Origin of the sequence: Achromobacter animicus, assembly GCF_902859585.1 — a bacterium.
Lineage (GTDB): Bacteria > Pseudomonadota > Gammaproteobacteria > Burkholderiales > Burkholderiaceae_B > Achromobacter > Achromobacter animicus.
The window spans coordinates 577,894-591,951 of sequence record NZ_CADIJM010000003.1; the positions used below are offsets into that span (position 1 = coordinate 577,894).

Below are 14,058 nucleotides of genomic sequence, written 5' to 3' on the forward strand. Positions count from 1 at the left end.
CGCACCATGGATTGCCGTTTTGAAGACCGGCTTGCCGGTCGCGCGCTGCGCCTCGACGGGTTTTGCGACCGGATCGAGGCGCGCGCCGCGGCCGAGGTCGCCCCGGCGCTGGCCGCCATCGACGCCGCGCGGCGCGAAGGCCGCTGGATTGCCCTGCTGCTGGACTACGAGCTGGGCGAATGGCTACTGCCCGAGGCCACCCGGCCCGCGCCGGCCGGGCCGTGGACGCCGCCGCGCGACGACGGGCGCCCCCGACTGACCGCGCTGGTGTTCGACCGCAAGATCGACGAAGCGCCGTGGGACGCGCCGGACGCCGACGCGCCCACAGCGTCCATCAGCCTGCCCGCACCGCGCATGACCGAGCCCGCCTACGTACGCCAGATCGACGCCATTCGCGGCCTGATCCGGGACGGCGAGCTGTATCAGGTCAATTTCACGCAGCCGCTCGACGTCGGCTTCCAGGGCGATCCGGGCACGCTGTATCGCCGCATCGCGGCGCGCAATCCGGTCGCGCACGCAGCCTACATCCAGGACGGCGATCGCACGGTGCTGTCGTTTTCGCCCGAACTGTTCGTGCGGCGCGAGGGCGCCCGGCTGACGACCCGGCCCATGAAAGGCACCGCACCGCGACATGCCGACCCGGCCGAGGACGAACGCCTGGGCCAGGAATTGCTGGCCAGCGACAAGAACCGCGCCGAGAACCTGATGATCGTGGACCTGCTGCGCAACGACCTCGGACGGCTGGCCGAGCCGGGTTCGGTGAAGGTCGACGCGCTGTTTTCGTTGGAGCGATACCCCACGGTCTGGACCATGACGTCCACCGTGTCGGCCACCGCGCCGCACGCCACGCTGTCGGACGTGCTGCACGCCCTCTTTCCCTGCGGATCGATCACCGGCGCGCCGAAAGTAGCGGCCATGCGCCGCATCCGGCAAATGGAAACCGCCCCGCGCGGTCTGTATTGCGGCAGCATCGGCTGGCTGGCCCCGGATGGCGACTTCTCGCTCAACGTCGCGATCCGCACGCTGGTCCTGGACCAGCAGGGCCACGGCGTCTACAGCGTGGGCGGCGGCATCGTCTACGATTCGGACCCGGCCGGCGAATGGCAGGAATGCCACTGGAAGGCCCGCATCCTGCGCGCCTGACGGCGCAAACCTCACGGCCGGTAGTAGCATAGAGCGCGGCCCGCGCAGCCCGGCCAGGCGCGGCCCCACTCAGCCGGCCCCGCGCCTTATTCCAGGAGAGTCCCATGCAACCCGAATTGATCGAGACCATCCTGGTTGAAGCCTCGGGCAACGTGCCGCTGCTGGCGCGCCACCTCCACCGCCTCGAAGCGTCATGCAAGGCCCTGGGCTATGTCTGGGGCGGCCGCGATGTCGAAGGCGACATCCTCGTCGCCGTCATGTCCCTGGGCTCCGCCGGCCCGCACCGCCTGCGCCTCCTGGTCGCGCGCGACGGCAGCCGCCACATCCAGACCGCCGTCCTGCCGCCCCTGCCCGCCCACCAGGAAGTCATGCTGGCGCCCGAGGCGCTGCGCTCTTCCGAACCGCTGCTGCGCTACAAGACCACGCACCGCCCCTGGTACACCAAGACGATCGAATGGCTGCCTTCGCATCCGCACATCTTCGATCTGGTCTATCTGAACGAACGCGGCGAACTCTGCGAAGGCAGCCGCAGCAACGTCTATCTGCGCCTGGGCGACGTCTGGTACACCCCGCCCGTGGACAGCGGCTGCCTGCCGGGCGTGCAGCGCGCGCAACTGCTCGACGACGGCAAGACGAAGGAACGCGTCCTGACGCTGGCGGACCTGCATGCCGCCGACGAAATCCGGTTGTCGAATGCGCTGCGCGGATGGTTCACGGTGACATTCCGCGACGCCTGACATCCGCTCGGGGCGAACGCGCATTGCAAAAGCCGCGCCGCTGAAGAATAATTGCGACTGATTCTTATTGGCATCATGTCAGCGGCTTCATCGTGTCTTCCTCCCGCCCCGGGGCGCCCGCCTGCATCGAATCCCTGTATTGCGACCACCACGGCTGGCTGCAGGAATGGTTGCGGCGCCGCCTGGGCAACACCTTCGACGCCGCCGATATCGCGCACGACACGTTCGTGCGCCTGTTCCGCAACCAGGAACCCATCTGCGAACCGCGCGCGTTCCTGACCACCATTGCCCGCGGCCTGGTCATCAACCATTGGCGGCGGCAGGATCTGGAACGCGCCTACCGCGACACGCTGGCCACCGTCGCCGACACCCTCCATCCCTCGCCCGAAGACCGCGCCCTGCTGATGGACGCGCTGTCCGAACTGGACGCGCTGTTGAACCAGCTCAATCCCAAGGCCCGCACGGCCTTTCTGCTGGCGCACCTGGAGGGCCTGGGCTACGTCGAGATCGCCGCGCGCCTGGCGGTGTCCGAACGCATGGTCAAGAAGTACATGGCGCAGGCGATGCTGCACTGCCTGACTTCCAGCCTGGCGGCCACCGCACCATGACGCCCGCCCCCAGCGCGCCCAGCTTCAAGGTGCTGCAAGAGGCCGCCGAGTGGTTCGCCGTGCTGCGCGCCCCCGCGGTGCCGCCCGGCGAGCGCCAGCGCTGGCGCCAGTGGCATGACGCCGATCCCATGCATCAGGCCGCCTGGCACCGCGTGGAGGCCATCAGCGGCAAGTTCGACGACCTGCCGGGCGTGGACAAGCCCACCGCGCATCGCATGCTGGACGCCGCCGCGGCAAAACGCTCGCAGCGCCGCAGCGCCCTGAAGATGCTGACGGCGCTCTGCGGCACCGGCTTGGGCGTCTGGGCCGCGTCCCAGACCACGCCTTGGCGCGCCTGGACCGCAGCCCATCACACCAGCGTGGGCGAACGCCGCCAGATCCAGTTGGCCGACGGCGGCACCTTGTGGCTCAACACCGGCAGCGCGGTCGACGTGGACTACGGACCGCAGTTGCGTCGCGTGGTGCTGGTGGCCGGGGAGATCCTGGTCAGCACCGCGCCGGACACGCAGTCGCCCGCGCGGCCCTTCGTGGTCGACACCGCCGAGGCGCGGCTGCGCGCGCTCGGCACGCGCTACGCGGTCTACCAGGAGGACGACGCCAGCCGGGTCGCCGTCTTCGAGGGCGCGGTGGAAGTGCGCCCCAAAGCCGCCGGCGCCGCGACCCTGATCGTGCACGCCGGCCAGCAGTCCCGCGTCACCCGGGCGGCCGCCGCGCCCCCCGAGCCCGCCGAACCGGCGCGCGAATCCTGGTCGCGCGGGCTGCTGATCGCCGAGAACATGCGCCTGGCGGACTTCATCGCCGAGCTGTCCCGCTACCGGCGCGGCTATCTGGCCTGTGCCCCCGAGGTGGCCGACCTGCGCATCGTCGGCGCCTATGCGCTGCCGGACACGGACCGGGTGCTGAGCGCGCTGGCCGCCACGCTGCCCGTGCGCATCCAGGCGCCGATGCCGTGGTGGGTGACGGTGGTGCCGCGCTGACGCCACGCGTTGCAAAAAGATTTCAGGACCGAGGTTCCCTTTTCGGATGCCACGTTTGGCATACGGGGTGAAGACCCTCTTCCTTCCCCACGAAAGGCTTTCCATGCACTCCTCGTCCCTTACCCGCCGCACCGCGCTGTCGCTGGCGATTTTCGCGGCCCTCCTGGGCATTGCTGTCACGGCGGCCTCGCCCGTGCACGCGCAGGCTGCGCCGGCCGCCTCGGCCAGCCGCGACTTCGACATCGCGCCCGGCGCGCTGAGCCGCGTCATCACCCAGTTCGCGGCGCAGGCCGGCATCCAGGTGTCCGTCGACGCCGCCATAACAGCCGGCCGCGACAGCCCCGGCCTGCGCGGCCGCCATTCCGTGCCGAGCGGCTTCGGCGCCCTGCTGGCCGGCACCGGCCTTGAGGCGGTCCACCGGGGCGGCGGCGAGTACACCCTGCGCCCCAGCCCCGCGGCGCCGGGGGTGGTGACGCTGCCCGGCGTCACGGTGACCGGCTCCACCAACGCCGCCCTGCAGCAGGACGGCTTGGCCAGCGACGGCTACCGCGCCTCGCTCGTGCAGTCGGTCGGCGCCCTGGGCGGCATGGATCTGCAGCGCGCGCCCTTCGCCATCAACGTCGTGCCCCGTGAACTGCTGCAGAACGTGCAGGCCCAGTCGCCCGACGACGTCTACAAGATCAGCCCGTCCGCCATGACGCAGACGCCCCAGATCAGCGGCTGGGCGCCCATGGTGAAGATTCGCGGGTTCAACAGCTACGACCGCGCCGAAGAAGGCCTGCGCCGCTCCTTCGGCTTTGCGGCATCCATCGAAGACAAGGAACGGGTCGAGATCCTGAGCGGGCTGTCGGGCTTCCTGTTCGGCGCGGCCTCGCCCGGCGGGATGGTTAACTACGTCTACAAGCGCCCCACGCAGGAGCGTCTGAACAGCGTCACGGTCGGCAACTACGGCGGCGGCCAGTATTACGTGCACGGCGACTTCGGCGGTCCGGTCGACAGCAATGGCAAGGTCGGCTACCGCGTCAACCTGGTGCGCCAGGACGGCGACACCGCCGTCGACGACCAGAAGATCGACCGCAGCCTGGCCAGCGCCGCGCTCGACTTCAACATCACCGACCGCTTCAAGCTGGAGCTGGGCGCCTCCTACGGCGACTACAAGATGGACGCGCCCAACTCCTACTGGTTCTTCCGCGACGGCGTATCCCGCCCCACACTGGACACGAAGAAGAACTGGAGCCAGCCCTGGATCCGCGATGAAACCGAAACGCGCAAGTGGATGGCCCGGGCCACGTATGAAGCCAGCGACCACCTGACGCTGCGCGTGGCCCACCTGCGCGAATACCAGGACCGGCCCGTGCAGTACCACACGATGAATTCCGTGCGCTCCGCCGGCGAATACTTCCAGCTGCGCCAGAAGGTCGGTCCCACGCGCACGGAATCCGAGGCATGGCAGGCGCTGGCCGACATCTCGTTCGCCACGGGCCCGGTCGATCACAAGATCACCATGGGGTACTACGGCTACACCGACCGGCAATGGCAGAACACGTGGTTCCCCAGCACCGGCTACCAGGGCCCGTACAGCCTGGATTCGCCCACGCACGTGCCGGAACCGGACTGGGCCACGACGCCGGCCAAGTCGATGTACTTCTCCAGCCGCATCCGCAACGACAACTTCATGATCGGCGATCTGGTGCGCTTCAACGATCAATGGTCCGCGCTGGTCGGCATCAACCGCAGCACCATCCAGACGACCGACCGCAACGCCGACGGCAGCCTCAGCCAGCCCGACTATGACCGCGGCAGGAACTCGCCCAACGCGTCGCTGATCTTCACGCCCGTGCCGTGGATGACGGCGTACGCCACCTACATCGAAGGTCTGGAACAAGGCGGCGTGGCGCCCGAAGACGCCGCGAACGCGCTGCAGGTCATGGCGCCGATGCGCAGCAAGCAGAAGGAATTGGGCCTGAAGGCCGAGGTCGGCGGCGTGCTCGTGAGCGGCGCGCTGTTCGACATCGAGAAGGCCTACGAATACACCAACGACGCCAACGTCTACGGCCAGGACGGCGTGCAGCGCCACCGCGGCGCGGAGGTCTCGGCCATCGGGAAGGTCACGCCCGCATGGACGGTCGTGGGCGGCGCCACCTGGCTGCATGCCCGCGTCGAAGGCGGCGCCAATGACGGCAAGGATCCCTTGAACGTGCCCAAGTTCATGGCCAAGCTCTACTCCGAATACGCCCTGCCCTTCGCGCCCGGCCTCAGCGTCACGGGCGGCGTCTACCACGTCGGCAAGCAGTGGTCGTCCGCCACCAACGTCAGCCGCCTGCCGTCCTACACCACGTTCGACGTCGGCCTGCGCTATGCGGCCCAGGTCTCCGGGCGGCCGCTCACGCTGCGCCTGAACGTCAACAACGTCACCGGCCGGGACTACTGGCTCAACAGCTACTACCTCGGCAGTCCACGCAGCGTCGCGCTGTCGGCGCAGATGCAGTTCTGAAGACGCGGACTCAATCAGACCCTGTCGAAAAGCAAAGCCTTGATGCGCAGTCGAATCGATGACTTACGGCGATGGCCAAATATTTACGGCTGCGCGTCCTTTTTCTCTTTCGGGCATTAATTACCCTGTGGGGGTCGAGTGTCCCTAATTGCGCAAGTTAATAAGACAGAGATGTCAAACTTGCTCCGTAATCCAGTCCGTCAGCGCAGGCAAGTCATGCGCCCAAAAAAGTGAAAGCCCGCGCCCCTGAGCATCAATTAAGTTGTGGAGCTTAAAGACCCCTCCCAGAACTGCCGCCGGCACTACTTGTCGGATTCCGAACTCGCGCAACCACGTCGCGGCCTTGGCAGCGGCGTCATTGTTGAGTCGCTTGACAGAGTTAGTAGAGGAATTGGAGACTTTGCACTCAATGGCTAATACTCGGCCGTCTCGTAGGCCTACAACAACATCCGCTTTACGACCCCCTAGTTCGCTTTCCGAACAGTACTCGCCACGCCCAGGAGCTTGAGCTAAAACCGATATACGGCGGGACGAGACTGGCGTAAAGCCTACGGCGTCCAGCGAGGCAAAAACCGCGGCCTCCTGCTCACGCTTACCTTCACTTCGACGTCCAGTCTCGAGACGACGCGATGCGATTAGCGCGGCAGATGAAACGACCGCGGCCTGCCGCTCAGCCTCCGTTGGGTCACGGCCTTCGACCACCCAAGGAAACCGCCTGCGATCTAGACCGCTCAGAATGACACTGCGAATTCGTGCCACCATTTCAGGGTCGCGTCTAATCCTCTGCTTTGTCAGCACCCCCTCCGCAACCACCTTCAAGTCGTCCTCTGAGATCGGAGGCCCAGCTAGGTATCGAAACGATTCCAGCAGCCTTGGAGTCGTCAGTACGTCGACCAAGCTCCCATCAAGGTCAGTTAAGTCAACAGTCGACTCCAGCAGTTCCTCAACGACACCTTGGTATTCGTCGAAGTGAGCCACGTACTGCTCAAGCGGCTCCTCCATGCGGCGACGGCGAAAAATTTCGATCGCCTGTGCCCGCTTCAACTCCAACTGTTCGGACGTCCAAACTGGCGGTTGGGTCATGTGGCAGTCTCTTTCAACAAACTAGGCGAAGGCACAAACAACCGCTCCATCTCTCCGGGCTCAAACTTTGTCAGCCCGCCGGCATAGGTGCGGCCGTCAAGCACACTAATACCCGTGCAGAGGTAGTCCACCAGCTTTCGCAACTGCGCTTCCGACAGCGGTTCTCTAGGATACAAGCCATGCGCAATATTGATGTGTCGTACCGCCACAGCGTTCCGAACGAACTTGGGGGCGCTCCGCGCCATGTACGTCGCTAAGATTGGAGCTGGGGCCCGCATGCCCACCGACCACCACGCACGCCTATTTCGAGCAACATAACCTTCATGCGCGCCACGTTCACGCGCAGCCCTCAGGAAGCACTCAACACCGGCACGTTCTTCGAGCTCAAGCTCATCAAGGTCGTCAGGTAAATCAACGACACTACGAAGCATTGACGCATCATCGAGGATGCGTCCGGCAGCGATCAATTCTCGAGCCTTCGTTACGCTTCGTAGTTTGTATCGATCTGGAACGCCGCTGGCATCTGCGTTAGCAATGAATACTGCGTTGGCGCCCGTCACAGTACCTCGATGCACTCGGCAAAGTTCACCCAGTTCAACAAAGCCCTCAGGGCAACCTCGGCTTGCATGCGTCAGACGTGACCATCGCGATTCCAATTCAAGCCGCTCTCGTCGCACGGGTTTGCCGCCACTAAGATCGGTCAAGTCTTTCATTCGTTGAACCCGCCGCAGACGCACCGACGTAGGCTTGGAGCCGATCTGAAACGTCGTAATTGCGGCAGTGGTTGCTGCGTCCGGAAATGGTGATGCAGTGGGCTCCACGATAACGATTCCTTTGCCCCCAAGAGGACCAAGAAAGAGCTCGCGTAGGAGTTGGCCGTAATTAACATCCAGCCATTCGGCGGCGGTGATAAACGATCCATGATCTCCGGGTGCGGCGCGCATCACGGTCGCGAGAAAAAAATATATGTGTAGACCTGCTAACTGACTCGCCTTGAGGCCATAACCCGCCGCCGTCTCTGCAAGCCACCGCTTCCATTCAGCATTGATCTGATGATGGCGAACGTAAGGGGGATTTCCAATGAAAAGAGTTCGGCCAGCGAATGTGTCACTCGAAGAACGGTAATCCACCAAATCTACGCGACCACGCTTCGCAAAGCCGTTCGCAGCCAGATTTGCCCGCGCCATTAGTGCGGCGAGCGGATCGACCTCAAGTCCAATAAGTTGTGCATTGCCAAAGGTGCGGCCAGCTGCACACAAAAACCGAGCGGAGCCTACGCCCGGGTCGACAACACGGTCAGGCGCCGGCTGCTCAGAAGCCCACGCCATCATGGCTTGAACGATCCCGTCGGGTGTATATGTGGCTCCAGAATTTCGGCGGACCTCTGCGCTTCGAAGTCGCGAAAACGAAGCCCCGAGAGGATCGCCGCCCTCGCGTATTTCTTCCCGGAGGCGCTTCACCAGATTCCGATTAACAGGCGCAGCGTTATGAGCAAGCTCGGCCTCCGCTCGGGAAAAACCTGCAACGTCAACAGCCCCAAGCTCTATTGCTGCTGCCGCCAAAGAAGCTTCAGTGACCAGTTCATCTACCATGGCATTCAATTCAGTAGGTCGGATTGACGGGGGGTGGTGCGCGTACGCTTTAACGCTTCGGCCCGATCAGGGCGAGCCGACCGAATGCGGCCCGGCTCAAAGTACATGGAGTCAACAGAGAAATGTGTAATTCCGAGGCCTCGTAGAAAAACAGCCAAATTGGTCAAGTTTGAGAAAATGCGAACACTGCCACGCGTACTTCCCAAAGTTCGCTCTGTGTCACCACATCGAACGGACACGGCGAAGCCCCCATGCTGACCTATCGCAGATGCCGAACTGATAGATTTTGTTGTAACCAGTTCCCGTAGTGTGTTCTCGCGGATAGTGGCGCCGCTCATAGGTCTAGCCTGATAGTGAGATAGGACACATGATAGCGCGCAATTATCATTGCGCGCCAATCGGATAACATTAAATGCTGCAATTTCGGCAAATTTCCGCTGACTTAGGCTGGCAATGCCGCAACTGTCAGGCAGCCATGCCCAAGAAAGACGTGAAGCCACTGCTTTTCAGCCGCCCGGCCCCCATGAGCGACGTGCGGCCCCCCAATTGTGGATTTGACATGCGCAAGCGAGATTTAGGCAGGGTGGACAACTCCCTCAACGACGCCATGTGTCTGTTGGAACTGGATGCGTACTGCCAAGCAGGAAGATCTTCGCGAGGAAGGTGCTGGCAGCGAAGCGCAAGCAAAATTTAGGCAACATGATCGTCATGCCCTTAACTAGACAGTATCAGGCTTCGGGTATCAAGGATCTCCACTGGCATGATTTCCGCCACACTTGCGAAGAATTGGCACTTTCAATGAGGAACGCCACTTATGGTACTGAAGGATTGGGCTGTTGGCAGACCCTCACAATGCGCAGCTCTTCGCTCGTCCTGCGCCGAAGCATTCTGCGGCGCTGACTAACCTGATTGATTTTTGGGCAACAACCGCCTGAAAATGGAAAACCTTCAGGAAGTCGCGCAAAGCATTTTCTAAAGATCATTGGCGGCTTCGGAGTGGAATCGAACCACCGACATGTGGGTTTTTATTCCGCAAACACGTCCACCACCACCTGCCGGAGCCACTGGTTGGCGGCTTCGCGGTGGTTGCGGGCGTGCCAGAACACGTTGATGACCGACTCCGGAATCTTCACCGGACAGGGCGCGGCGGCCAGGCCGAACGGGCCGCACGCGCAGTCGGCAAAGCGCTGCGGCACCACCGCGATCATGTCGGTGGCCTGCAGCACCGGGCCCACCGCCATGAAGTGCGGCACCGTCAGCCGCAGCCGGCGGCGGATGCCCGCGCGTGCGATCACCTCGTCCACCACGCCGTGGCCCGTGCCCTCGGACACGATCGCCACGTGCTCGGCAGCGCGGAACTGCCTGGCCGACACGCCCGAGCGCGCCAGCGGATGGTCCTGCCGGAAGATGCACACATAGGGCTGGCGAAACAGCCGGCGCTGAAAGAACCCGCCTTTCAGCCCCGGCAGAAAGCCCATGGCCAGATCCATGCGGCCCCGCTCCATTTCGTCGCGCACGTCGATCGACGTCGTGCGCACCGTGCGGATGGTCACGCCCGGCGCCACCTGATCCAGCGCCCGCATCAGGCGTGGCAGGAAGTAGGTCTCGCCCACGTCGTTCACCCCGATCACAAACGATCGCTCGCTGCGCGCCGGATCGAACGCCAACCGCGCGTTCAGCGTGCCTTGCAGCGCGGCAAGCGCATCGGCGATCGGCTGAGCCAGGCTCTCGGCATAAGGGGTCGGCACCATGCCGCGCGACGTCCGCAGGAACAACTCGTCGCCCAGCAGCTTGCGCAGCCGGCTCAGCGCATTGCTGACGCCCGGCTGCGAAATCCCCAGGCTTTCCGCCGCCGCCGACACCCGGCCATGCTTGTGCAATTCATTGAAGACAACGAGCAGATTCAGATCCACGTCTTTCAGGTTCATGCGGCTGTCTCCACCAATATTGATTCTGGTGATTTATGTAATAAGCCAGATTCTATTTATTAATTTGGCGCCCTGCCCGAAGATGCAAAAAAACCGCCTGCGCCCAAGCCGCGCAAGGCGCTGCCCGGCCGCCACGCGGCCAGCTGAAAAATGGAGACAAATCATGCGCGTCCGCACGCATCGCATCGCCACGTCCTGTCGCAGGGGCCGTCCATGAACGCCCCCGAACATCCCATCCAATTCTTCCCGCCCTGGCAAGGCGACGGTTCCCATCGCATTCCATTCGGCGTCTATACCGATGCCGCCCTGCACCAGCGGGAACTGGAGCGCTTCTTCTACCAAGGCCACTGGAGCTACGTCGGCCTTGAGGCCGAAATCCCGAATCCCGGCGACTTCAAGCGCACGGTCGTGGGCGAGCGGTCCGTCATCCTGCTGCGCGACAACGACGGCGCCGTGCGCGTCGTGGAAAACGTCTGCGCCCATCGCGGCGTGCAGTTCTGCCGCGAACGCGCCGGCAACCGCACCGAGTTCGTCTGTCCGTACCACCAGTGGAACTACGACCTGCAGGGCAACCTGATCGGCGTGCCCTTCCGCCGCGGCGTCAAGCAGGACGGCAAGGTCAACGGCGGCATGCCGCCCGACTTCAAGCCCGAGGACCACGGCCTGACAAAACTGGCGGTCGCCTGCCGCAACGGCGTCGTCTTCGCGTCCTTCGACCACGACGTCGAACCGCTGGAAGACTATCTGGGCCCCGACATCGCGCATTACTTCGACCGCGTCTTCGACGGTCGCGAACTGGTGATCCACGGCTACAGCCGCCAGCGCATTCCCGGCAACTGGAAGCTGATGCAGGAGAACATCAAAGACCCCTATCACCCCGGCCTCCTGCACACCTGGTTCGTCACCTTCGGCCTATGGCGCGCGGACAACCGGTCCGAACTGAAAATGGACCGCCACTTCCGCCACGCCGCCATGATCTCCACGCGCGGCCAGGGTGGCAAAAGCACCGTCACCAGCGGCGTGTCCAGCTTCAAGGAACAGATGTCGCTGAACGACGACCGCTTTCTGGACATCGTGCAGGAACCCTGGTGGAACGGCCCCACCGCCGTGCTCATGACCCTGTTCCCCAGCGTCATCATCCAGCAGCAGGTGAACTCGCTGTCCACCCGCCACATCCAGCCCGTCGGCCACGACGCCTTCGACTTCGTCTGGACCCATTTCGGCTTTGCCGACGACACCCCCGAAATGACCCAGCGCCGCCTGCGCCAGGCCAATCTCTTCGGCCCCGCCGGCTTCGTGTCCGCCGACGACGGCGAAGTCATCGAATTCTCGCAATCCGGCTTTGAACAAAAGCCCTGGCACCGCAGCGTCGCCGAACTCGGCGGAAAAACCGCCGAAAACACCGATCACATGGTCACCGAAACGCTGATACGCGGCATGTACGCGTACTGGCGCCGCGTGATGGAGGCGTGACATGCTGGACTTTCCGCGCTACTACCAACTCACCCGCCTGTACACCGACTACGCCGCCGCCCTGGACGCCGGCGAATGGGAAAAGTGGCCCGACTTCTTCACGGAAGACTGCATCTACAAAGTGCTGCCGCGCGAAAACTACGAACGCGGATTTCCGCTGGCGACCATGGCGTTCGAGAGCCGCGGCATGCTGAAGGACCGCATCTACGGCGCCACCGAAACCATCTTCCACGACCCCTACTACCAACGCCACGTCGTCGGCGCGCCACGCGTGCTGCTGGCGCAGGACGACCGCATCGAGTCCGAAGCCAACTACGCCATCTTCCGCACCAAGCCCAGCCAGCTCACCACCGTCTTCAATGTGGGCCGCTACCTCGACGTGATCCGCCAGACCCCCGACGGCCTCAAATTCGAATCGCGGCTGTGCATCTTCGACAGCGAGCTGATCCCCAACTCGCTGATCTATCCCATCTGATCCGGAGACGAACAATGACTGTGCAATGGACAAAGGCGATTGAACGCGATGAAGTCCCCGAAGAAGACGTCATCGCCGTAGAGGCAGGCGGAAAGGAGATCGCGCTATACGGCGTAAATGGCGAGGTCTACGCGACCGACAATCTCTGTACGCACGGCAATGCCAGGCTGTGCGACGGCTTCCTGACCGGCCACGAAATCGAATGCCCGCTGCACCAGGGCCGCTTCGACGTGCGCGACGGCCGCGCCCTGTGCTCGCCACTGCGGGAGAACATCGCGACCTATCCCGTGCGTATTGAGGATGGCGTCGTGTTCGTGGCGCTTTGATTTACGGGCGCTGGGCGCGGCGACCACAAGACGCCAGTCCGTTGACGCACCGCAGCGCTCAGAAATTGAGGCGCCGCCGCCCCGGCGGCCCTCAAACCGCCAGCCGCAACGCCTCGTTCGCCGCCGCCATGCCCATGGCAGCCGTCACGGTAACCACCGACCCATAGCCCGCGCACGACAAACCTTGCGGCGCCAGCGTCATCCCCGACGCGCCCATGTCGTCCTCGCCCTCGACCGGCCGGGTCCACGCATCCGGCAAGATCGCAGGCTGGTCAAACCACAACGCATGCACGCCCATCTTCGGCACCCGCTTGAGCGCCTTGCCGTTCTTGTCCGACGCCCGCGGAAACCCATGCTCGCGCCGCAACTTGTTGCGCAGCTTGGACAGCAACGCATCATTGACCGCCCCCGACAGATCCCCTGCTCGCAAAGCCAACGGATCCGTCTTCCCGCCCGCGCCGCCACAAAGGAGCATCGGCACCCCAAGCGCACGCGCATGCAAAATCATCGCGATCTTCGCGGCCGCCTGATCGGTGCAGTCGATGATGACCGTATAAGGCCCCGGCAACACCTCACCCACGTTCTCCGGCGACACGAAGTCGTCCACCCGCGTGATCCGGCATTCCGGATTGATCGCCAGCACCCGCTCAGCCATCGCATCCACCTTCGACTGCCCCAGCGTCGAACTCAACGCATGGATCTGCCGATTGACGTTGGACTCGGCAATGTGATCCAGATCGATCAACGTCAACGCCCCCACCCCACACCGCGCCAGCGCTTCGACGGTCCACGAGCCAACCCCGCCCAGGCCGGCGACGGCAACGTGGGCATTGCGGATGCGGGAGGGCGCGTCAGGACCATAGAGGCGCGACAGCGCGCCGAAACGACGGTCGAGATCGGCGGGTTCGGGTATGAGTTCGGGCGAGTTCATGGAGCGCATTTTATGGCAGCGGCCGCCAACCCATCCGCCCAAGTCACGCGGACAAGGTGTCTGACACCCTGCGGAGACTGCAGTCATGCCGCGGATGTGCCCCAAGGGTGTCAGACACCGGCGCACTTTTCGCCACCCGTCCAGATCCCCGAGGGACCCACGGACAGGGTGTCAGACACCGGAGGCAACGCGCCGCCGCCCACCGCAAGCGCGAAGCGTCATCCCCGGACGCAATACACCGCGTAAGCGCCCGGAGGCCGCCCGCGCGGCCAACCGGGCGCGGGCCCCGCA

Annotated in this window: 13 protein-coding genes and 1 tRNA gene; 8 read left to right on the forward strand and 6 right to left on the reverse strand. The window is 64.1% G+C overall.

Annotation, left to right across the window (positions count from 1 at the left end):
* Positions 1-6 precede the first annotated feature (6 nt).
* The 5 genes from HV681_RS11780 (at position 7) to HV681_RS11800 (ending at position 5,959) form a co-directional block, all read left to right on the forward strand.
* On the forward strand, positions 7-1,143 hold the full coding sequence (locus HV681_RS11780; RefSeq protein ID WP_175123234.1) for an aminodeoxychorismate synthase component I: 1,137 nt from the start codon (positions 7-9) through the stop codon (positions 1,141-1,143).
* 104 nt (positions 1,144-1,247) lie between these two features.
* Positions 1,248-1,880 (forward strand): aminotransferase class IV family protein, encoded by a 633-nt coding sequence (locus tag HV681_RS11785; protein ID WP_175123235.1) that lies wholly within the window; start codon positions 1,248-1,250, stop codon positions 1,878-1,880.
* 92 nt (positions 1,881-1,972) lie between these two features.
* On the forward strand, positions 1,973-2,488 hold the full coding sequence (locus HV681_RS11790; RefSeq protein WP_175123236.1) for a sigma-70 family RNA polymerase sigma factor: 516 nt from the start codon (positions 1,973-1,975) through the stop codon (positions 2,486-2,488).
* On the forward strand, positions 2,485-3,465 hold the full coding sequence (locus HV681_RS11795) for a FecR domain-containing protein (RefSeq protein WP_175123237.1): 981 nt from the start codon (positions 2,485-2,487) through the stop codon (positions 3,463-3,465). The genes HV681_RS11790 and HV681_RS11795 overlap by 4 nt, the downstream gene beginning before the upstream one ends.
* Before the next feature lie 103 nt (positions 3,466-3,568).
* Positions 3,569-5,959, forward strand: coding sequence for a TonB-dependent siderophore receptor (locus tag HV681_RS11800; RefSeq protein WP_175123238.1), 2,391 nt, complete (start codon positions 3,569-3,571; stop codon positions 5,957-5,959).
* 174 nt (positions 5,960-6,133) lie between these two features.
* Here HV681_RS11800 and HV681_RS11805 read toward each other — a convergent pair whose 3' ends face one another.
* The 5 genes from HV681_RS11805 to HV681_RS11820 form a co-directional block, all read right to left on the reverse strand.
* The gene (locus HV681_RS11805) at positions 6,134-7,042 is read right to left on the reverse strand and encodes a XamI family restriction endonuclease (protein WP_175123239.1); all 909 of its coding nucleotides are present in this window, start codon (positions 7,040-7,042) and stop codon (positions 6,134-6,136) included.
* Positions 7,039-8,634, reverse strand: a complete 1,596-nt coding sequence (locus tag HV681_RS11810; RefSeq protein ID WP_217467846.1) for an Eco57I restriction-modification methylase domain-containing protein — start codon at positions 8,632-8,634, stop codon at positions 7,039-7,041. Before HV681_RS11810 ends, HV681_RS11805 begins: the two co-directional genes overlap by 4 nt.
* Before the next feature lie 5 nt (positions 8,635-8,639).
* Positions 8,640-8,972 carry a ParC-related protein gene (locus tag HV681_RS28220; protein ID WP_496349916.1) on the reverse strand — a complete coding sequence of 111 codons (333 nt, stop codon included), beginning with the start codon at positions 8,970-8,972 and terminating at the stop codon, positions 8,640-8,642.
* Between the two features lie 645 nt (positions 8,973-9,617).
* A tRNA-Phe gene (locus HV681_RS11815) sits at positions 9,618-9,697 on the reverse strand.
* A complete protein-coding gene (locus tag HV681_RS11820; RefSeq protein WP_175123241.1) occupies positions 9,660-10,562 on the reverse strand; it encodes a LysR family transcriptional regulator in 903 nt (300 codons plus the stop codon). The genes HV681_RS11815 and HV681_RS11820 overlap by 38 nt, the downstream gene beginning before the upstream one ends.
* A gap of 213 nt (positions 10,563-10,775) precedes the next feature.
* Here HV681_RS11820 and HV681_RS11825 point away from each other — a divergent pair, with 213 nt between their 5' ends.
* Genes HV681_RS11825 through HV681_RS11835 form a run of 3 tightly spaced genes read left to right on the forward strand, consistent with a single transcriptional unit; the run spans position 10,776 to position 12,836 of the window.
* A complete protein-coding gene (locus HV681_RS11825; protein WP_175123242.1) occupies positions 10,776-12,035 on the forward strand; it encodes an aromatic ring-hydroxylating dioxygenase subunit alpha in 1,260 nt (419 codons plus the stop codon).
* Between the two features lies 1 nt (position 12,036).
* Positions 12,037-12,510, forward strand: coding sequence for an aromatic-ring-hydroxylating dioxygenase subunit beta (locus tag HV681_RS11830; RefSeq protein ID WP_175123243.1), 474 nt, complete (start codon positions 12,037-12,039; stop codon positions 12,508-12,510).
* A 14-nt stretch (positions 12,511-12,524) separates the two neighbouring features.
* Positions 12,525-12,836 carry a non-heme iron oxygenase ferredoxin subunit gene (locus tag HV681_RS11835; RefSeq protein ID WP_175123244.1) on the forward strand — a complete coding sequence of 104 codons (312 nt, stop codon included), beginning with the start codon at positions 12,525-12,527 and terminating at the stop codon, positions 12,834-12,836.
* A gap of 91 nt (positions 12,837-12,927) precedes the next feature.
* Here HV681_RS11835 and HV681_RS11840 read toward each other — a convergent pair whose 3' ends face one another.
* The gene (locus tag HV681_RS11840; protein WP_437340381.1) at positions 12,928-13,776 is read right to left on the reverse strand and encodes a tRNA threonylcarbamoyladenosine dehydratase; all 849 of its coding nucleotides are present in this window, start codon (positions 13,774-13,776) and stop codon (positions 12,928-12,930) included.
* Positions 13,777-14,058: the final 282 nt, after the last annotated feature.

Coding starts and splice junctions, on each gene's coding strand:
- HV681_RS11800 (WP_175123238.1), top strand. CDS start 3,569: ATGCACTCCTCGTCCCTTACCCGCCGCACCGCGCTGTCGCTGGCGATT.
- HV681_RS11830 (WP_175123243.1), top strand. CDS start 12,037: ATGCTGGACTTTCCGCGCTACTACCAACTCACCCGCCTGTACACCGAC.
- HV681_RS11825 (WP_175123242.1), top strand. CDS start 10,776: ATGAACGCCCCCGAACATCCCATCCAATTCTTCCCGCCCTGGCAAGGC.
- HV681_RS11780 (WP_175123234.1), top strand. CDS start 7: ATGGATTGCCGTTTTGAAGACCGGCTTGCCGGTCGCGCGCTGCGCCTC.
- HV681_RS11805 (WP_175123239.1), bottom strand. CDS start 7,042: ATGACCCAACCGCCAGTTTGGACGTCCGAACAGTTGGAGTTGAAGCGG.
- HV681_RS11835 (WP_175123244.1), top strand. CDS start 12,525: ATGACTGTGCAATGGACAAAGGCGATTGAACGCGATGAAGTCCCCGAA.
- HV681_RS28220 (WP_496349916.1), bottom strand. CDS start 8,972: ATGAGCGGCGCCACTATCCGCGAGAACACACTACGGGAACTGGTTACA.
- HV681_RS11820 (WP_175123241.1), bottom strand. CDS start 10,562: ATGAACCTGAAAGACGTGGATCTGAATCTGCTCGTTGTCTTCAATGAA.
- HV681_RS11840 (WP_437340381.1), bottom strand. CDS start 13,776: ATGCGCTCCATGAACTCGCCCGAACTCATACCCGAACCCGCCGATCTC.
- HV681_RS11795 (WP_175123237.1), top strand. CDS start 2,485: ATGACGCCCGCCCCCAGCGCGCCCAGCTTCAAGGTGCTGCAAGAGGCC.
- HV681_RS11785 (WP_175123235.1), top strand. CDS start 1,248: ATGCAACCCGAATTGATCGAGACCATCCTGGTTGAAGCCTCGGGCAAC.
- HV681_RS11810 (WP_217467846.1), bottom strand. CDS start 8,634: ATGGTAGATGAACTGGTCACTGAAGCTTCTTTGGCGGCAGCAGCAATA.